Raw genomic sequence first — 20,193 nt, forward strand, 5'->3', positions numbered from 1 at the left:
TCTTAATTATGCACCAACGTCCCAATGTTCTCACCGCTCATGACCTTTTTCAGGTTACCGTTGGTGTCCATGTCGAAGACGATGATCGGGAGGTTATTTTCCTTGCACATCGTTGTGGCTGTCAGGTCCATGACCTTCAGACCGCGTGTATAGATTTCGTCATAGGTGATGTCGGAGAACTTGGTTGCCGTCGGGTCTTTCTCCGGATCGGCCGTGTAGATACCGTCGACGCGGGTTCCTTTCAACATCACGTCCGCTTCGATCTCGATACCGCGCAGGGAAGAGCCTGTATCAGTCGTAAAGAACGGGTTGCCTGTTCCGCCGGACATGATCACGACATTGCCCTGTTCCAGCAGCTCGATAGCCCGCCATTTATTGTAGAACTCGCCGATCGGTTCCATGCGGATAGCCGTCAGCACTTTCGCCTTCACCCCCTGGGCTACGAGCGCAGAACTCAAGGCCAAGCTATTGATGACGGTAGCCAGCATCCCCATCTGATCGCCTTTCACCCGGTCGAAGCCTTTGGAAGCCCCGCTCAGCCCCCGGAATATATTACCGCCACCGATCACAATACCGATCTGGACACCCATTTCGGCAATCTCCTTGATCTGTGCCGCATATTCATTCAGACGCACTTCGTCTATACCATATTGTTTTCCTCCCATAAGCGACTCACCGCTTAACTTTAACAGGATACGTTTGTACTGAGCCATAATTATCTTTATCGTTTGATTGTTATACCCACAAAAATACAGCATTTAAATGATCCTACAATACTCGTTCCCTGTTTTAGTAAAAGATTTTAATATTACTGTATACCGATTGTAACAGCTTTGTAACATTGCAACCCTACCTTTGTTACTTACCAGGACCTTATTCCTAACTTTTTATGCGGCAACCCTCTTTCAGCGGAAAGAAACGGGTTGCCGTATATTTTTCCTAAACAATGCCGCAATACTTATAAATACTTTAAAAACCGCAACAATACGGATTCGCCCCTTGTTTTCAATGCACGAAACTAAATTATAGTAATCATTTAAAATGTATTCAGTATGAAAGATTTATTAATCGGTATGGTAGTCGGAGTGGTAACAGGTTATGTACTCCGCAAAATGGAAGACGACGGGAAATTCCACTGCATGCACGAACATATGCACAAATTTGCATCGAGAATGAAAGACGAAGCCGAAAGCCTGAAAGATGCCGGCCTGAATAAAGTCGAATATGTAGCCGACCGTGTCCACCAGGCAGCCGAACAGGAAAAGAGCAAAAAGAATTAAAGTTCGCCATTACGACCGTCTTAATCTTTGCGAGGTGCCGAGTGCATACCTCCATTAGGAGGGGATGTGTCAAAATAGCCCTATTCCCGCGCTTGACGCGGGATCGCATTAAAACCGACCGTATAAACAACTGATTGATAAAGTCTGTTCTTTTGCGGCCCCGCATCAAGCGCGGGGACAAGGGACTTTTGACACATCCCCTTATGCCTAAAAACCACAAAAGGCAGACATCAGATACGATTTTAAAATGGAGTTGAAATAAGTATATTATTTCTTTAAAATCGTATATTTGTGCCATTATGATAAAGGATTCTATTATTTACATCGGGTTATGCCTGCTTCTTTGTGTTTCCGGCAAGGCACAGATCAGTCATGGCGGACAGCCATTGCCTCTTTCTGCCACAAAAAGCCAGACGGACGAGATGTTCATACAAATGCCGGAATTCGACCTGTCGGAACAACTCCGCCTCGATTCGCTCGAAGCGACCGACCTGCGCAGCGGCTATCGTTTCGCCTATAAGTTTATGACAGATTATACTCCAGATAATTCAGGTGTCCACTTTACCCTGCCTGACGGCACAAAAGTCTGGAGGCTCGGAATCCGTTCCCGTAACGCTCTTTCCATTAATATAATGTTTAGCGAATACCATTTGCCCGAAGGCAGCCGCCTGTTTCTATACAACAGCGACCAGACGGAAGTATTGGGTTCTTTCAATCATCTGAATAACTCCGAATTGGGATTATTGCCTGTCGCCCCGATTACGGGAGACGAACTGATCGTCGAATATCAGGAACCGGCCGATGCCGCTTTTCCCGGCAGACTCATCGTCGGCGAAGTGAATCATGGCTACCGCGACTTCCGGGTGTCCGAACCGATACCCGACCAGCCTTCCTATTGGTGCATGCCGCCTGTAGCCTGCTATCAGGATACGACAACACGGTACGATGATATCGAGCGCAGCGTCCTCCTGCTGATCATCAACGGGACAATAGGGTGCACCGGCACACTCGTCAACAATACGGCAAACGATGGAAAGCCCTACCTGCTCACGGCGTCTCATTGCCTGAACAATCAGTTCAGTATAGAAAACCCCGATTATGAGGAGGTTGCCGGCAACATCGTCTGCTATTTCAACTACAACAGCCCGCAATGCGATCCGGTAGAGCCAGGGCGCACCGACCAGACTTTGGCATCGGCCCATTTCCGGGCGGTGAATGAAAAGACCGACATGACGCTGCTGGAATTGTTGGATACGCCTCCTGCCGACTACCGGGCTTACTATGCCGGTTGGAATGCACAGGACGCAGGCGCAGCTCCTTACGTATGCATCCACCATCCGGGCGGATCGCTGAAACGGTTGAATCTCGTCGAGGGAGACGTGGAACTTACAACCTATAAGATACCCGTTACCGAATTTAACGAGAATACCCATTGGAAAGTAAACCGTTGGGCGACCGGCTGTACTGCCGGAGGTTCGTCGGGCTCTCCCCTCTTCGACGGAGACAACCTTCTCATCGGAGGGCTGACCGGAGGGGCATCGCAATGCGGGAAGCCGGTCGAAGACTATTTCTTCTCCATACAAAAAAGCTGGTCCGATCCGGAAGACAGCAGCCGGCAGCTCAAATACTGGCTCGATCCCATCGGACTCGACTCTCCTGTCTGCGAAGGGTTAGACCCGAATAATACGGGAACAGCCAATGAGCGGATAAAGGCTGAAAGCGGTGTAATCCTGTTTGCCGACAAGTACCACCGGACAATCCGTATCGACTTTGCAACGCCTGTAAGCCATGCTTCGCTTGCCCTGGTGTCGTTCGACGGAAGGACTGTCAGACAGTACCCGCTCGACGGACAACAAACAACCCTGAAAATAGGTTCCATCCCTGCCGGAGCGTACATTGCGAAAGTTGTTTATAATAACAAACTTTATACTCAAAAGGTGCTGTTTTGATTAAAATTTGACAATAACCCCTGCCTGAATAGCAGAAAGATTGCAGTCATAACAGAGCGGTCAAAAGGTATATTTGCATAAGAGATTTTACTCGAACAACCGCATTTAGCCCAATTTATCGTATATTTAGGTTACTAAAACCGCTAAACGATCCTCATAATTCATTAATAAGTATTAATTAGAAAGATTTTATTTCTTCTTTGCTCTTCATAACAAAAAAATGCTTTAGTTTTGCACTTTGATGGCTAAGGAATGATTGAAAGTGAATATATAAACATAGTAACATTTTAAACTTACATCAAATTATGAACAAAAAGTATTTATTGCCTTTCCTTGTATTGGCAGCAATTCTGACTTTTTCTTCTTGTTCTAACAAGTTGAAACCGTTAGCTGAAGAGTACATCAAAGCTGAACCGCAGCCGCTTGAGGCCATCGGAGGCAAAGTTCCTGTGACTATTAATGCCACATTCCCTGCAAAATGGTTCAACAAGAAAGCAACTGTAACCGTAACTCCGGTTCTGCGTTATGCCGGTGGTGAAGCATGGGGAACATCTTACACTTACCAAGGTGAAAAAGTAAAGGGTAACAACCAAGTTATCCCGCAGAAAGAAGGTGCTAACGTAACCATGAAATCTGCTTTCACTTACAAACCGGAAATGAAGAAATCCGAATTGTATCTGACTTTCGACGCAAAGATCAAGAACAAAACAGTTAAATTGCCGGATGTAAAAATCGGCGAAGGCGTGATCGCTACTTCCGAATTGGCTGATGCAGCTACTGCTAACGCAGCTATCGCAGCAGACAAATTCCAGCGTATCATCAAAGAAGCTCACGATGCTAACATCATGTTCCTTATCCAGCAGGCTAACCTGCGTGCACAAGAGTTGAACTCTGATGCTATCAAAGAATGGAAAGAACTTGTTAAGAATGCTGACGAAGCTCCTAACCAGAATGTAGCAATCGAAATTTCTGCTTACGCTTCTCCTGATGGTGGTGTTAAGTTGAACACTGGTCTGGCTGAAAATCGTGAAGGCAACACAAGCAAATATCTGTCTAAAGAGTTGAAGAAAATGAAAGTTGACGCTCCGGTTGACGCTCGTTACACAGCTCAGGACTGGGAAGGTTTCAAAGAATTGGTACAGGCTTCCAACCTGCAGGATAAAGACCTCGTACTGAGAGTTCTCTCTATGTACCAGGATCCTGAAACAAGAGAAAAAGAAATCAAAAACATCTCTGCTGTTTACTCTGACCTGGCTGAAACAATCCTGCCGCAACTTCGTCGTTCTCGTTTGACTGCCAATATCGAAATCATCGGTAAGTCTGACGACGAAATCAGTGCTTTGGCTAAGAGCAATCCTAAAGAACTGAACATCGAAGAAATTCTGTACGCTGCTACTCTGACTAACAACGACGCTGAAAAGATGGCTATCTATACAAAAGCTTCTGAACTGTATCCGAACTGCTACCGTGCTTGGAACAACGTAGGTATGATGGCATTCCGCGCTGGTGACCTGGCTAAGGCAGAACAGATGTTCAACAAATCAAACTCAGTAAAAGCTAATCCGGAAGCTAACATGAACTTAGGTTTGATCGCTCTGACTAAGGGTGACCAGGCTAAGGCTCAGCAGTTGTTCGGTAGCGCATCAGGCGTTGCTGAATTAGGCGAAGCTCTGGGTGTTCTGTATCTGGAACAGGGCGAATGGGCTAAGGCTGCCAACTCTTTCGGTTCAGTTAAGTCTAACAACGCTGCTCTGGCTCAGATCCTGACAAAGGATTACAGCAAAGCATCTCAGACTTTGAACGCAGTTGCTAAACCTGACGCAACAACTTCTTACCTGAAAGCTGTCGTAGCTGCTCGTACAAACGATGCTAACGGTGTTATCAGCAACCTGAAAGCTGCTATCGCTGCCGACAAATCTATGGCTAAAGAAGCTGCTATCGATCTGGAATTTGCTAAATATGCAACTAACAGCGAATTTGCATCTTTGGTTAAGTAATAACAAACTTATTCCATATACTTTAAAAGCCGCCTCCGTAAAAAGAGGCGGCTTTTTTTGTTATATCCAAAACAATACGTATCTTTCGGAGCACATTATAACACAATGTAATATGACAAAGAATATACTGTATCTCCTTATTCTTTACTTATTGCCGGCTTGTTCAGGTAAGCAACAAGAGCAAAGCGAACCCGCTCCGCAGAAAGAAGACAAGACCGAATTGCCGGTATTGGATCTGGCAAGTGTTATCGACAAGCAAATGCCGGATACGTTTACATGGAACAGCCTTGCTAAAAACATCCGCCTCGTCCCTATTTCGACTAATAGCCGTACTTTAATGGGCATGTCCAGGGAATTGATTTATTGGGGTGATAACTTCTACATTGCAACAGACCTCCAAACCCAGACCATCTACAAAATAGATAAAGACGGTACTATCTTGAAAGCATTCCGCCATGTCGGAAACGGCCCTGGCGAATATGTATATCTCTCACGTATCGACTACAGTCCGCAAGACTCGCTGATTCAGGTTTTCGACAATGGAAACAAAAAATGGATTTTTTACAACACTGACGGAAAGTTGATAAAAGAAATATCTTTTTCGGAATCTGAAATAAGCCACCCCCTCCTGTTCAAAGAGGATTATGTAATCTGCCGGGGGACTTCGGAAGCTCCTAACCAGTTATATATTACAGATAAGAACTTAAACATTCTTCAACGATTATGTCCGTTCGACACCTCATGGACAACTTGGGAAAAAGCAGCCACTATATTACAAACAAGCCGGTGCAATAACCGGGATATACTATTGGTTAACCATGCTACCTCAGACAGTGTCTTTTCCGTAACGGACAAAGGACTTATCCCGCAGTTTATCCTGAGCAAAGGAAAAAATACGATTCCAGCCGATGAAGTAAAGAAATTCATAGAACTGGTACAACAGGGAAGCCCCTACATCCTGCAATTGAGAATCCACTCTTTACCAGGATACTATCTGATTTGTTATGCCCGGGATAAACAAGGGATCGAAGAGATCTGGAGCAAATCAGACAATCGGCTCGTCTCCCGGTTCTTCAATACAAAAGAGGGAGTTGGCATTCCTTTCATACTGCCTTCCGGTAAAAAGATACGAATCGAGGATTTTGCCCTATACACCAACGGGAACCGTATCGCCTTGTTCATCCCGGCAGAAGACCTGGTCGGAGAGATCGAAGGGGTGAAAGAAGATGACAATCCGGTTTTATTACTCATTGAGACATAAGATAAGACACAGAAATTCTAAATTTAATAGATTGAATTATGAAAACAGTCCTATACATATTATCAACCTGTTTACTCAGTATGGTATTCACGTTGTCCGTACACGCCCAGGGAGGCGAATCGGAATATTTGTTCAAAGACTTCCAGCAAAGCCTGGTCTATTACAAGGATGGCAGGGTGTTCAAAGTAAAACTCAACTACAGCTTGGCAAGGAATGCTTTTATGTTTATTGACGAGAACGATAAGAATAATGTCAAGCTTTTTGCCGAACCGGAGATGGTACGGGTACTGAAAATAGACAACCGTACCTTCCAGTTAACACCAAAAGGGCTGGCACAGGAACATCTAAACCAGGATCCTTACCTGGCAGTCACCTATAGAGGAAGATCCCGCCCACAAGGGAAACAGGTCGGCTACGGAGGACGTTCGGAAACAGCTTCCGTCGATTCCTATTCCAGCATCCAATCAGCCGGACATATATTCAAGCTCGAAACGGAGAAAATCATCATTGCCGATGTCCAAAAGCGGTACACAACAAAGAGAAACGGAAAAGAAAAAGCATTTGAGACAAGCAAGCAGTTCCTCAAACTATATCCGAAAGAGCAACAAGAAACAATACAGAAATATATCAAAGCGCAAAAGACGAACTTCGACGATCCGCAACAGGTTCTCGAGCTGGTCAAATATGCAGAGGCTTTATAAACGCCCCTCCATATTAGCCAAATATCTATAGAAATCCGACAAAAAGCACATTTGCATATCCGTTACTTTTCCTATTTTTGGACATCTCTGGAAATAAGAAGAACAAGCATATGCAAAAACAAATGAAATCGCTGATTCTCGCCTTTGCGTGCATGGCTTTACCGGTTATGGCGCAAAAGACCGATTTGGTAAACCCAATCATCGGAACAAACGGAATGGGACATACATTTCCCGGCGCTTGTGCCCCTTTTGGGATTGTACAGGTTAGTCCGGACACTGATACCATTCCCCACAACATCGATGGTGTATATCAACCCCGTGCCTACGAATATTGTGCCGGATACCAGCATAAGGATAGCTCCATTGTTGGTTTCAGCCATACCCATTTCAGCGGTACAGGCCATTCCGACCTGGGGGATATCCTCCTGATGCCTTTCACCGGGAAATTACAGCTAAATCCGGGCACAGCCGACAATCCGGATAGCGGCTATCGTTCCCGTTTCAGCCATAACACGGAAATATCCCGTCCAGGCTATTACGAAGTATTCCTGGCCGACGACCGGATCAAAGTCCAGCTGACAGCGACCGAGCGGACCGGCATCCACAAATATACCTACCCCGCCGACCAGAAAAAGCAATTGATCCTCGACCTCAATCATGGCATTTATAATTACGACGGCAAAGTACTGTGGGCAAACCTCCGGGTCGAAAACGACACGTTGCTGACCGGTTACCGTATTACCAACGGATGGAGCCGTGTGAACTACACCTATTTTGCGATTTCGTTCTCACAACCGATTACACATTATGGCTACACGGACCGGGAGAAGGTCAATTATCCGGGAGGTTTCCGCCGTTTCAACACAGCCGAGAACTTTCCTGAGATCGGCGGTCGTAAAGTGGTCTCTTACTTTGAATTCAAGGAAGGCGCAGCCCCGCTCGAAATCAAGGTTGCCCTTTCGGCTGTCGGGACAGATGGAGCCGTGAAGAACCTGCAGGCGGAAGCAAGCGGCAAATCGTTCGATTCGATCCGCCGGGAGACAAACGGCAAATGGGAAAAGGCCCTTTCCGTAATCGATGCAGAAGGAAGCAACGACCAGCTGACAATGCTCTACACCTCGTTATACCATACCATGATCAACCCGTCCGTTTATATGGATGTGGACGGCAAGTACAGAGGAATCGACCATAATATCCACCAGGCTGACGGATTCACCAACTATACGGTATTCTCGGTCTGGGATACTTACCGGGCTTTGCATCCGTTGTTTAACATCATCAAACGGGATGTCAGTACGGATATAGTCAAATCGATGCTCGCCCATTATAACCAAAGTGTGCATCATCTGCTACCGGTCTGGTCGCATATGGGAAATGAGAACTGGTGCATGATCGGATACCATTCCGTTTCCGTCCTTGCCGATGCCATTGCCAAAGGTTTGCCGATCGACAGGCAAGAAGCTGTCAAAGCCATGATCAGCAGTTCGAACGTTCCCTACTACGACCACACGGACGAGTACAAACAATTGGGTTATGTGCCTTTTGATAATTCCCCGATATCGGCATCCATCACGTTGGAAAATGCCTATGAAGACTGGACGATCTACCACACGGCCCTTTTGACAGGAGACAAGCAAACGGCAGAGACATACCGGAAGCGTGCCCTCTCCTACCGGAACGTATTCAAACCGGACTTGGGTTTTGCCTGTCCCCGCTATAAAGACGGTAGCTGGAAAGAAGATATCGATCTGTTGAGCACCCACGGACAAGGTTTTATCGAAGGAAATGCTTGGAACTATTCGTTCTATGTACCGCAGGCACCGTCCGACCAGATCCGCCTGATGGGTGGCAACCGCAGCTTTATCAACAAGCTGGACTCCCTGTTCACCATGCATCTCCCGGATGAATTCTTTGCCCAGACGGAAGATGTCACCCGCGAAGGTTTGCTCGGCACATACGTACACGGGAACGAACCCAGCCATCACATTCCTTACTTATATACTTGGACTTCCGAGCCCTGGAAAACACAATATTGGGTTCGTGAAATCATGAACCGTATGTACCGGAACAACATCGACGGCTTGTGCGGAAACGACGATTGCGGTCAGATGTCCGCCTGGTATATCTTCTCGGCAATGGGTTTCTACCCGGTATGCCCCGGAACAGACCAGTATGTAATCGGAACTCCCTATCTTCCATACATGAAAGTAAACCTGGAAAACGGGAAAACGTTTGTAATCAAAGCAGACAAGGTCAACGACAAGAACCGCTATATCAAATCTGTCACCCTGAACGGCAAGCCCTATAAAAAGGCTTACATCACCCAGCAGGACATCATGAACGGTGGCGAACTCGTCTTCCAAATGACCTCAACCCCCAATAAGAAAAGGCTGTTCACGGAGGAGGAAAAGCCTTATTCGTTAACATCAGCAGAATAAAAAAAAACAACACACCATGAGATCACTTATAATTAACTATCTCTCAATCCTTTTATGTGCACAGGCTTTTTTTGCCTGTGCACCCAATGTACAAAAGACTTCCGAACGCACGTTCAGGATCATTCATAACAATGATGGCTCCGACCTTTTAGGGAACCGTTGGTTCAAACAGCGTCCACTGACACTGGCCGATCTGGATTCGTGCGTGGATATGGTCGCAAACTCGCAAGTCACGACTTACATGATGTGCTCTGGAAGCGACTTCTTCTATGTACGCTCCAAATACGGGCATGTAATGGGGGACGACCTGAACGGCACACTGGATTGTGGCTGTGATACCGCCCAATATAATTCGTTCCGCAAGTATTACCGCAATCACCTGAATCTGGAAAAAGAGGGGACCGATCTCGTTGCCCACACACTTACGCGGGCAAAAGAGAAGGGGATGGAAGCCTTTATCACTTACCGGATGAATGACCTGCACTTTAATGACACAACCACTCATTGCCCGATCTGGTACACCGACTTCTGGATCGAGCATCCCGAATACTGGCTGAACGACACGACACAAGGCTATAACAGCGGAGGTGCCCTGGACTTTGCCATCAAGGAGGTACGCGACCGTAAGCTGGCGATTATCACCGAACAACTCGAAAGGTATGACATGATAGACGGTTACGACCTGGACTTCATGCGTTTTATAGTCTATTTCAAATCGGGTACGGGACCGCAGAACGCACCGCTTATGACCCAGTTGGTAAAAGATATCCGCAAAAAGGTAGACGAAGTATCGGCCAAAAGGGGGAAAAAGATCCTGCTATCGGCGCGTGTGGCCCCGACAGTTGAACAAAATATGATGAAGGGTCTGGATATACGCGAATGGCTCCGCTTAGGGTTACTGGATTTTATCAGTACGGGTGTCCACTGGCGGGGAGATCCGGCAATGCCCGTAGCCAAATTCCGGGAAGAGTTGGGAGACGACCTGAACATACCATTCTACAGTTCCATTGACGACGGCGGCTATCGTCCGAGAGAATTCTGGTCGCATGGCATGCACCGGGGCATGTGCTCGCATATACTCTCGCAGGGGGCAGACGGCATTTATTTGTTCAATTACTATTTCGGCGAGTACTATTCCGATTATGACGGAAAACTGCACTTGGAAGACGGGGGACAGGTCTGCCGTGTCAGAATACCCGAATTGCTCCAGGAATTAGGTTCTCTGGAAACATTGAAAGGCCGGAACAAAGTATATGCTTTATCGGACGGTGTTGTCCAGTATAATATAAAGCCAGACTCTCCCCTCCCTCTCAAAATCAACAAGGAGGAACGGAAAGAGGTGAATATCTATATCGGCGATGCCGTAGAAGAAGGCTATCCGGAGGAAGCAATCCTGTTTATCCGCACCAGCCGCCCGGCAACCTGCCGGCTGACAATCAACGGACAGACAATCGAAAAAGAAATGCCGTCTTATACCCACCTCTACGACAAAGAACGTGGCTTGGAGGGGGACGAGAAGGAGTATGCTTTCATTCTGCCTGCAAATGTCCTCAAACAGGGTTATAACAGCATCGGTTTCCAATCTGAAGACAAAGATGCGTTTACGGTTAAACGGGTAGAAGTCGCGCTAAAGTACGGGGATGTAGAAACACACGGATACTTCTGATTTGAAATAGACCTAAATAAAATATTTAAAGATAGGAAAGCTCATAAAATATTTCCTATCTTTGTTCTTGATATAACTAAATTCATTGGCTATGAGAAAAAGACAGAATGTAAATTTTCATCTGCTACCGATTAAGGAAGAGAGTATAAGCATCCCGAAAGAGGTTGCAAGGTATTTATTGGATATATCCAAGTTGATTATCGGAGGTGCTGTTATCACGGCGGCACTGGATATGATTCCCGATAAAATAACAGTGATATATATAGCTGGAGTAGCGGCTACTGTGATAGCCATTGGTGCTTTTATTACATTAATAACTTATAAAAAATAATGACAATGAGTGCAGCAATTTTATTATACAGCATTTTAGGCGGATTAGGCTTAGCCTATCTTATCTTTATTCTGACCCCGGCCGGAAAACGTTGGATAAGATCTTGGGATAAATAAACGTAAGTTTTTCAAATAAAAAGCGTACGTCTTTCGGGGAAAAGACGTACGCTTTTTTTCATAATTTTCCGCATAACCCAATAAGGCACTTTTCAATATAACAAACTATAATTCAGCATATTTCATGTACAAAATAGTGTATAGTGCGGAATATGCGGAAAGGATTCTTATTTCTTTATATTCGTCGATTTGTAAGCATGGATCTTTTCTTTCTTCCCGGCAGACGGTTCCGTTATCTTGATCTTTGTAAATGTGCCGTTGTTCACATCATCCAACACGATAGCCGGACGATAGTCTTTCTTTAAGGCTGTCAACTTCACATTTTTGAATGTGACCCCATCTGCATGGCGTACATAGAATCCCCAGGCAGGTAACTCTTTATGCTGGGAAAACTCAGGATAAGCCTTCGGCATTTCAGGCACTTTGTCCAACTCGTCCAGACCAACCTTCGCATACAAAGGATTACCGCCACCCGGATATACGATCTCTACATTCTCGATCGATACATTGGTTATCTTATTATCCTTCAAACCGACAATCCCGGAGGGAGAGATATTACGGGGATTATCTTCCGTCGGTCCTTCATACTCATATCCGGCATCCGGCTTTGTGGCAGGGACCTCCGCATAGACATTCGAGATATGTACGTTATCCATCCGGCTACGACGGCCCTCACGGCGCTCCCCTACAACCAGGTAAATAGGATTACCCGTATTGATGGAACGCAGGCTATCCACTATCACATTTTCAACCAGCCCACCATCGACCGCCTGGATCGTTATAGCCGAACGGAACGTATCAAACACCGTATTATTGATAATCTTTATATTCTTAAAACCGCCTGTAGAAGCTGTCCCGAACTTGATACCGCTCGCACTGGAGCAAGCCGTATTGTTACGTACCTCGATATTCTGGCAGATTGCGTCAGCGCTATGTGACTTCAAACAAATCGCGTCGTCGGTAGCATCCACATAGCAGTTCTGGATCAAAGCGCCGTTACAATCGACGATATCCATACCGTCATTGTTCCAATAAGCGCGGCTGTGGACGGTAATACCATCGATCAGCAGATTCTCGCACTGGTCGTAGGTCTGCGTCCAGAAAGCCGGATTCATCAGCGTAATCCCTTTTACCTCCACGTTCTTGCACTCGCGGAAGTAAACTAATTTCGGACGGTTGGCGACACGTCCCAACTGTAATTTGTCATTAATGACACCGGAATAGACCTGGTTGACGTAATTATTAGCAAGCTCACGTCCTCGTCCGTCGATCACGCCTTTGCCGGTAATCCCGATATTATCCTGTTTATTCGCCAGAATCAGACCATACCAGGCATTCAACTCCATATCATAATCGTACGGATTAGTGGAACCGACCAGCACCGCCCCTTCTCCCAGATGAATGGTCACATTCGACTTCAAGTGGATACTTCCGGTCAGATAACGTCCGACACTAAACACCAGTCGTCCGCCTCCGTTCTCAGAGATAAAATCAATCGCCTTCTGTATGGAACGGGTGTTCATGGTAGTCCCATCCGATTTAATCCCGAACATGGTCATCTGATAATCCTTTGCCCAAACCGGAACCACAGCCCCGATCAAAAAGCACATCATCACGATCTTCTTCAATATCTTCATATCTTCGTTATTTTTCAACTTTTAATTTTCAACTTTCAACTCTATACATAGTGACCGGTCCGACCAATCCCGCCGGCTGGACAACATCCTGTCGCTTGGTCCATGCCTGGGCAATCTTATTATCCGTCAGTGTCTTCATATAATTACCCATAACAGTTACCACATGTATCTCAATTGTATTTTCCCCCTGTTTTAATTGGGTGGCTATCGGATGAATACGGCGACCATACCATTTGACGCCACAATTCTGCCCGTTTACGAATACTTCCGACACGCCATGCACCAATCCGAGATTTAGCGTCATACTGGCTGGCGAGGAAACATTGATTTTCTTCTTATAAACAACCGTTCCACAGAAGTCCACATAGTCCGTTTCCTTCAAATCCTTCAGTTTGTCGAAATGTGCATTCTGCACCGTATTCTCACGGCTGTGGCGGAACTCGACATCCCAGTCGGACGAGAAGTCTTTCAAGTCTGTACCGGAGACAGGTAGCGGTTTATAGTCATTCCCTCTTTTCTGCTTATCGAATACGATCAGGAGAGAATCGGCAGGCCCAAAATCAAACAAGTAACTATTGTTCACATCCAACGGCAGACGATAACGCTCGCCCGTTTCCAGATCCCATACCCATCCCTGGCGACCTTTCACGATCTCGTTGCTGAAAGTGATGCGCGTCTGGTGGGAATCATAGCGATGAGCATAACTAAAGAAGAATATTTCTTCCTTGTTATCACCCTGATAACGGTTTTGCATCAGATAAAGATCAGGCTTTTCGATTGTCAGATAAGGAGCCAGGCCATACTCTTTCTGCACACCCTGATACCAGCCGACAAAGTCTTTCTCCGGTTTATGGAGCAGCACGAAACGGCCGTCCATCTGTTTCATCTTTTCGACATATTCCTGTACTTCCCTGTCGTGCTTGTCATGGTCCCGCAGTCCGACTGACTTATGCGGATAGGCTTCGATGCAGAAGATACGGCCACCACATGCCACAAAGTCGTATAGTTTGCGGGCTGTTGCAGGTTCCATGCTTTCTACTTCGATCAGGAAAAGCGTCTTATATTTACGAGGCCCGTAACACAGATATCCGTCTTTCATCTCGGCATCCCGGATAATCGATTCGGACAGGTAATCGCAGCCACTGCCGTTCTTGCTGATCGCTTCCCATACCAGCGTCTTATACTTCACATTGGTCGTAGCGGGGAACGGTTCGTTCTGCATACCCAACGTGCTCCACATATCGGCTATCGGATTCAGGATAGCAATATCCGCATACATGGTTCCATGCTGCAAGGCGGAAGCTAAACGTCCTTTATAAGCCGTATAATATTTGAAGTAGGGCCACCAGTTATTATTCTCATTGTAATAAGCCCCGTAACGTATCCATCCGGGGAACGGCGCCTCTTTCGGAGAATAGTTGAAGCCGTGGAAGATAGAATGCGTCACACCGGAGATAGCAGTCTGGTCACCGCCGATCTTCAGCAGTTCCAGTGTCATATTGAAGACCGTATAGGTATTCGTCATCTCTTCGCAGCTTACCAGGCGTTTCCCCCGCAGGTGGGCGGCAGAGGAGACATATTTATTGACCATCGTATAGGCACGGCCCCGACGGTAATCTTCTTCCGACATTTCTTCACCCAGACGGTGGCGCAGCCAGGTCATGGTCCACGATTCACATTCGGGAATATCATAATCTAAGCTACTTTCAAGCGGGAAGAAACCACGCCCGTAAGCTTGTGCACGCGATTTCACGTTCAGGCTCTTGCACCAGTCCAGATAGGTCTGCGTAAAGCGTTCACGCAGCAGTTCGGCTTTCGTGTATTCAAAGTCGTACCGCACGCGCTGGATCGTATCGTCGAGTTCAGGAGTAAACTCGACTTTCGGTTCATAGGTCAGTACATTCCCCATACTACCCATCTTAAAGAGGATGAAAGGCAGGTAAGGCTGCACGTCATACCCCCGGCGTTTCTTGAATTCCTCCGCCATGTCGTACGACCAGTTCGAGCCTTCCAGCTCCATACTGTCGGTGAAAAGGCTGCGGATATTACCGGACAACGGGCCTAAGCGGTTCTGTATCTTGTCGGACATATTATTCAAGTATTTCTGCACGGCCGGCTTATTGAAGTGGTTCAACACAGGACCGGTCGCACCGGGAGCTCCATTGATCACTTCAAGGAAACCACGTATCTTGACAAGGGCAAAAAGAACATACTTGCCATCGGGCACTTTAAATTTGAACGTTCCGTCCACCTCATTCTTCATCAGATCGATCGCCTGGTCAAGGCTGCCGAAAGGTTCAGGAACCAATTGCAGGGAAACCAGCTCCATTTTCTTACCCAAGAAAGGGGAACTGATAGCCGGATCGGCCGCACAGAACAGACCATCGCGGGAAACCTCATAGTCGATCGGGCCACTGAGCTTCTCGGAATAGTTCACCACCACATCCGCCCGCTCGTCTCCTGTCAGAAACTCCGCCCCGAAAGGCCATCCTGAACCGACAATCAGGTCGCAAGTCATATCAAGAGATTTTGCCTCATCGAAAGTCACCTGCAACATGTCGATCCATTCGTCGCTCAACCAGTGCAGGGATTTCTTTCCCAGGTCGTCCGTATCATTTCCCGGAAACTTAACCGGATTGATTTCCACTCCGCCTATACCGGCATCCTTCAATAAGTGCAGCTCACGCTTCAACTCGTCGGCCTCAACCTTATCGCCGTTCCACCACCAACGGACAAACGGGCGATAGATGGATTGCGGATTACGGAACAACTTATATAATTCGCCGGAACGCAATGTTGCGCCCGTCGCTTCATCAGTCCCACTGACAGCACCCCAGAGTGGCATGCGGCTACCTACCGCACATCCGGCTGTCCACAAAACACTTTGCTTGATAAAAGATCTCCTTTGCATATTTTTCCTCCCTTTTATTTATCGGTCGAAACAGCTTTGCCGTCCGGTGTAAGACAATTAGTAAATGTTAGATTTCGGGATGTACCGGCTGTTTGCAACGGCTCCACCACCATATTAAAATAGCAATCAGTCATCTTCATGCCGTCGCAGCCGGAGATAGAGACCGCATTGCTCTCCGAAGTCTGTGCGTTTACAACCACCTTGTCGATTGTCACATTCCGGCAATCCTTATAAATCCCGGCCGTATTGCAAGCATCCTGAAGCGTGATTTGTTCAACCTTCACATCCTCGCAACCGTCCAGACAGATAAGGGCCGGGGCATAATCGGATACATTCCCTTTGATATGTCCTTTCTGCAACTGTTCTTCTATACTGGTTCTGACCGCTTTGTTACGACCTTCGATAATGCCTTTCCCGCCGATCCCGATATTCTTCTGCTTATTGGCATAGATCAGAGCATTACAACCGTTAGTCCCTTTAAAATCATATACGGACGGGACAGCCACTAAGGCCGCTCCTTCTTCAATACGGATCGTCACATTCGATTTCAACTCGATCGAACCGGTCAGGTAACGGCCAACGTAAAAGACCAGCCGGCCACCTCCCTGCCCACTGATATAATCGACGGCCCGTTGAATGGAACGAGTGTTAAGCGTCACTCCGTCCGACTTGATGCCGAACATAGAGACTTGATAATCTTTCGCCGAAAGGCTCGCCACAAAAACCAGCAAACCGATCACACTTACAAATAATTTATTTCTATTCATCTTGTTATCCTGTTCTTTTATTTTAATCCTGTCTGTTTCACTTCTGATTTATAGGGGAATATCTGTTGCTTTTCCTCACTTTCCGGCTCTATGAACCTGACATCTTTAAACGTCACCCCCTGCGCATCGTCGGTAACAATTGCCGGACGGTAATCCTTCTTCAAAGCCTTAAATGTCACATTATCGAAAGTGATGCCCTCCGCATGGCGGATATAGAAACCCCAGGCAGGCAGTTCCTTGAACTGCGAAAACTCCGGATAGGATGTAACCATTTCGGGAATGCTATCCAACTCGGCCGGGGTCAGTCCACGATACGCGTAGTAGGGATTGCCACCGCCGGGAGAAACGATCTCTATATTCTGGAGCGTCACATTCTGAATCTTATAGTCCGGCAGCCCGACGATACTGGCCGGAGAAATATTACGGGGAAGGTCTTCGATCGGACCTTCATAGTTATAACCCGCATCCGGCTTATCCATAGGAATTTCGGCATAGACGTTCTTTATCGTAATGTTTTTCATGACCGGTCTCTTTCCGGCACTCCAACGGTCGCCGATGCGGAGATAAATCACATTGCCGGTATGAATGGAACGTACGCCGTCTACTTCGATATTCTCGATCAGAGCCCCATCGACTGCCGCAAATGTAATGGCCGAACGATAGGTATCGTATATTTTGATATCTTTTACCTTGAAATTGCGAAATCCGCCCCGGGACACCGTTCCGAACTTCAGACCACTGGCGCTCGACCGACCGACGCAGTTCTCCACCACCACGTTCTGGCACATACTGTTCGCATCGTGCGATTTGAAACAAAGTGCATCATCCGCCGCATCGATAAAGGAGTTTTTCAGCACGACACCGTCACAGTCGACTATATCGATCCCATCGTTATTCCAATAGGATTTACTGTCGACATGAATCCCGTCGACATAGAGGTTCTTACATTGGTCGTACGTCTGGTTCCAACTTGCCGGATCCCTTAGCGTTATATCTTTGATTGTCACATTCTCGCACTCGCGGAAGTAGATGTTCTGCGGACGGTTTGTCTCATTCGGTCGACTCAATTTCAACGGGTCTTCATAGATGCCCCGTTGGATATAGTCCACCATATTATTGGCAGTCTGAAAACCGCGTCCGTTAATCGTCCCCTTTCCCGTAATACCGATATTCTGCTGTTTGACTGCAAAGATCATAGACATCCAGCGAATATACGAATCTTTTTCATAATCCCAGGGATTAGTCGATCCTAACAATGTAGCCCCTTCCTCAAGATGAAGCGTCACATTCGATTTCAGGTAGATCGTCCCGGTCAGGTAGTTGCCTGTGGTAAAAACCAAACGGCCTCCCCCCTGTTCGTTCACAAAGTCGATCCCTTTCTGGATGGAGTTCGTATTCAGTGTCCTACCATCCGCTTTTACACCAAAGTCTGTCGCATAATAATCCTTGGCCGACAGGTGCATACCACACAACAGGCCAACACACAAAAAGAAAAATTTATATCTGTTCATCATAATACGGTATTTACAAAAATAAGATTAATCCATGTTCCCATGTGTCTTTCATGTTGGACAAAAATATTGATGTTCACATATACTTTACCTATGCTTTTGATATTTATAATTAAAAATTTGGCAAAAAGGAAAGATATATGCCGAAGACTGATTACTTCACAGTAACATTTATCTCTTTCGAGTATCTTAACGTTTTTGCGATCTCATGCTCACTCACCTCAACCTTTTTCACCATCAATTCCGGAATATTATATGAAAACATCAACTGCTTATAATACACCAACGGATTTTCCTGAGGGAGTAAAAATGGTTTGTGAGCTTTCCCTTTTTCATCAATATAAGTAATAAAAGGCCTGGTATATAATCCGTTTGTCCTTCTACTGCTGAATACCATCCAACGGCTATTCTCACTCCAGGAATGATAGCTATCCACATCATCCGAATTAGCTTCGGACAGAGGATAAACTTGCTTTGTCTGCAGATTAACCATGTATAAATCCGCATCTTTATGCCAAATGGAAAAGTTACCAAATTCATGTAACGTAAATGCCAAGAACTTTCCATCGGGCGATATGCGTGGAAACGATACGCTTTTCCCATTTAAAGGGGCATTGTACAAAGTATCCACCTTATCTCCGAAAGTCATATCCTCTGGATTGAAATCTATTCTCAAAAGACTATATTTCACTTTTTTATAACTCTTCGGCATCGAGTCGACAGCATGAGCAGAACAATAATACAAACTCCGCCCATCCGGCGAAAACGTAGGAAAAGTCTCAAATGCCTGATTCGATTTAGTCAGTGGAGAGTATGTGATTTGATGTGTATGGACATTATAGACAACAACATCCGAGGCTAAATCATATACCTCTACACGATTGGGATGGTGATTAAAAAAACTTTGCTTCGTCTTATTGACCGAAAATGCGATATAATCTCCCGATGGATGCCAATAGGGGTAAACCAAGGCACTCATCGTCGAATCTGTTTTCGTATTCAACTTCTCGATAACTTTGTCCCGGATCAATACCGTACCTCCGAACTCCGCCCTTGCATGAAACATCATTTTATCCGGATTCCGATTACAATAAGAATGGCAATTCACGCAATTACCATTCGTCAATTTGTTCTCATAAATAGCTGTTTGCGTATAGTTTTCCAAATTACGTTGATAAAGACCCATTTCTTTCCAACCTTCATATCCGGGAGGAATTAAGCGATATGAAAGATAAGCGTCGATAGGCTCCGGTGCGACATGTATGAAAAAAGATTTATAACCGACCCATTCATTTCCTGTCTGAATAGCAACCGCCAGTTCAATCGTCCCGCCTTTATTACGTTCCATCAGTTTCTTCCAAGCAGAACCGGAAAAAGAAAAAAGCCCATTCTCTCCTTCTATCTGCATCTCATCGTCCACTCCTGCTACAATCAGGCGACACGCCTCTTTCCCCATATAGGAAAAATTCAGAGGCGCTATATTATAAGGGACTGTCACATCCTTATAATCCGGGAATATTACAGGAACTTCGTCTATTGTTCTTGATATTTTTATATCATTCTTTCCACAAGTAATGCAACAGAACACAAGACTTAACACCCATATATATTTGTAGATATTCTTCATA

General features: G+C 46.1%; 14 protein-coding genes. 8 read left to right on the top strand and 6 right to left on the bottom strand.

Features of this window, described 5'->3' with window-relative positions:
• Window positions 1-2: 2 nt before the first annotated feature.
• Window positions 3-713, bottom strand: a complete 711-nt coding sequence (pyrH, locus tag DWU89_RS14520; protein WP_005867363.1) for a UMP kinase — start codon at window positions 711-713, stop codon at window positions 3-5.
• 339 nt (window positions 714-1,052) lie between these two features.
• Here pyrH and DWU89_RS14525 point away from each other — a divergent pair, with 339 nt between their 5' ends.
• The 8 genes from DWU89_RS14525 (at window position 1,053) to DWU89_RS14560 (ending at window position 11,623) form a co-directional block, all read left to right on the top strand.
• On the top strand, window positions 1,053-1,280 hold the full coding sequence (locus DWU89_RS14525) for a hypothetical protein (RefSeq protein ID WP_115500358.1): 228 nt from the start codon (window positions 1,053-1,055) through the stop codon (window positions 1,278-1,280).
• 299 nt (window positions 1,281-1,579) lie between these two features.
• Entirely contained in the window at window positions 1,580-3,229 is a 1,650-nt protein-coding gene (locus tag DWU89_RS14530) for a trypsin-like peptidase domain-containing protein (protein ID WP_115500359.1), read from the top strand.
• 305 nt (window positions 3,230-3,534) lie between these two features.
• Window positions 3,535-5,226 (top strand): tetratricopeptide repeat protein, encoded by a 1,692-nt coding sequence (locus tag DWU89_RS14535; RefSeq protein ID WP_115500360.1) that lies wholly within the window; start codon window positions 3,535-3,537, stop codon window positions 5,224-5,226.
• Window positions 5,227-5,338: 112 nt separating this feature from the next.
• A complete protein-coding gene (locus tag DWU89_RS14540) occupies window positions 5,339-6,487 on the top strand; it encodes a 6-bladed beta-propeller (protein WP_158543387.1) in 1,149 nt (382 codons plus the stop codon).
• Between the two features lie 38 nt (window positions 6,488-6,525).
• The gene (locus DWU89_RS14545; protein WP_147292122.1) at window positions 6,526-7,188 is read left to right on the top strand and encodes a hypothetical protein; all 663 of its coding nucleotides are present in this window, start codon (window positions 6,526-6,528) and stop codon (window positions 7,186-7,188) included.
• A gap of 122 nt (window positions 7,189-7,310) precedes the next feature.
• A complete protein-coding gene (locus DWU89_RS14550) occupies window positions 7,311-9,626 on the top strand; it encodes a GH92 family glycosyl hydrolase (protein ID WP_392391935.1) in 2,316 nt (771 codons plus the stop codon).
• A gap of 16 nt (window positions 9,627-9,642) precedes the next feature.
• Entirely contained in the window at window positions 9,643-11,292 is a 1,650-nt protein-coding gene (locus tag DWU89_RS14555) for a glycoside hydrolase family 10 protein (RefSeq protein WP_115500363.1), read from the top strand.
• Between the two features lie 91 nt (window positions 11,293-11,383).
• The gene (locus DWU89_RS14560) at window positions 11,384-11,623 is read left to right on the top strand and encodes a DUF6722 family protein (RefSeq protein ID WP_115500364.1); all 240 of its coding nucleotides are present in this window, start codon (window positions 11,384-11,386) and stop codon (window positions 11,621-11,623) included.
• 283 nt (window positions 11,624-11,906) lie between these two features.
• On the opposite strand, the gene DWU89_RS14565 is transcribed toward DWU89_RS14560, so the two are convergent.
• From DWU89_RS14565 to DWU89_RS14585, 5 genes are all read right to left on the bottom strand, one after another.
• A complete protein-coding gene (locus DWU89_RS14565) occupies window positions 11,907-13,376 on the bottom strand; it encodes a glycoside hydrolase family 28 protein (RefSeq protein ID WP_115500365.1) in 1,470 nt (489 codons plus the stop codon).
• Between the two features lie 28 nt (window positions 13,377-13,404).
• A complete protein-coding gene (locus tag DWU89_RS14570; protein WP_115500366.1) occupies window positions 13,405-16,287 on the bottom strand; it encodes a glycosyl hydrolase in 2,883 nt (960 codons plus the stop codon).
• 14 nt (window positions 16,288-16,301) lie between these two features.
• The gene (locus tag DWU89_RS14575; protein WP_115500367.1) at window positions 16,302-17,054 is read right to left on the bottom strand and encodes a glycosyl hydrolase family 28 protein; all 753 of its coding nucleotides are present in this window, start codon (window positions 17,052-17,054) and stop codon (window positions 16,302-16,304) included.
• Between the two features lie 17 nt (window positions 17,055-17,071).
• Window positions 17,072-18,565 (bottom strand): glycoside hydrolase family 28 protein, encoded by a 1,494-nt coding sequence (locus DWU89_RS14580; protein ID WP_115500373.1) that lies wholly within the window; start codon window positions 18,563-18,565, stop codon window positions 17,072-17,074.
• A gap of 154 nt (window positions 18,566-18,719) precedes the next feature.
• Window positions 18,720-20,192: a TolB family protein gene (locus DWU89_RS14585; RefSeq protein WP_115500368.1), complete on the bottom strand. Its 1,473-nt coding sequence runs from the start codon at window positions 20,190-20,192 to the stop codon at window positions 18,720-18,722.
• Window position 20,193: the final 1 nt, after the last annotated feature.

The organism is Parabacteroides acidifaciens (genome assembly GCF_003363715.1).
Lineage (GTDB): Bacteria > Bacteroidota > Bacteroidia > Bacteroidales > Tannerellaceae > Parabacteroides > Parabacteroides acidifaciens.

What these genes read in the sequence shown, in the direction of transcription:
- DWU89_RS14555 (WP_115500363.1), top strand. Translation starts at nt 9,643, where the DNA reads ATGAGATCACTTATAATTAACTATCTCTCAATCCTTTTATGTGCACAG.
- DWU89_RS14540 (WP_158543387.1), top strand. Translation starts at nt 5,339, where the DNA reads ATGACAAAGAATATACTGTATCTCCTTATTCTTTACTTATTGCCGGCT.
- DWU89_RS14525 (WP_115500358.1), top strand. Translation starts at nt 1,053, where the DNA reads ATGAAAGATTTATTAATCGGTATGGTAGTCGGAGTGGTAACAGGTTAT.
- DWU89_RS14585 (WP_115500368.1), bottom strand. Translation starts at nt 20,192, where the DNA reads ATGAAGAATATCTACAAATATATATGGGTGTTAAGTCTTGTGTTCTGT.
- DWU89_RS14565 (WP_115500365.1), bottom strand. Translation starts at nt 13,376, where the DNA reads ATGAAGATATTGAAGAAGATCGTGATGATGTGCTTTTTGATCGGGGCT.
- DWU89_RS14575 (WP_115500367.1), bottom strand. Translation starts at nt 17,054, where the DNA reads ATGAATAGAAATAAATTATTTGTAAGTGTGATCGGTTTGCTGGTTTTT.
- pyrH (WP_005867363.1), bottom strand. Translation starts at nt 713, where the DNA reads ATGGCTCAGTACAAACGTATCCTGTTAAAGTTAAGCGGTGAGTCGCTT.
- DWU89_RS14560 (WP_115500364.1), top strand. Translation starts at nt 11,384, where the DNA reads ATGAGAAAAAGACAGAATGTAAATTTTCATCTGCTACCGATTAAGGAA.
- DWU89_RS14570 (WP_115500366.1), bottom strand. Translation starts at nt 16,287, where the DNA reads ATGCAAAGGAGATCTTTTATCAAGCAAAGTGTTTTGTGGACAGCCGGA.
- DWU89_RS14550 (WP_392391935.1), top strand. Translation starts at nt 7,311, where the DNA reads ATGAAATCGCTGATTCTCGCCTTTGCGTGCATGGCTTTACCGGTTATG.
- DWU89_RS14535 (WP_115500360.1), top strand. Translation starts at nt 3,535, where the DNA reads ATGAACAAAAAGTATTTATTGCCTTTCCTTGTATTGGCAGCAATTCTG.
- DWU89_RS14530 (WP_115500359.1), top strand. Translation starts at nt 1,580, where the DNA reads ATGATAAAGGATTCTATTATTTACATCGGGTTATGCCTGCTTCTTTGT.
- DWU89_RS14580 (WP_115500373.1), bottom strand. Translation starts at nt 18,565, where the DNA reads ATGAACAGATATAAATTTTTCTTTTTGTGTGTTGGCCTGTTGTGTGGT.
- DWU89_RS14545 (WP_147292122.1), top strand. Translation starts at nt 6,526, where the DNA reads ATGAAAACAGTCCTATACATATTATCAACCTGTTTACTCAGTATGGTA.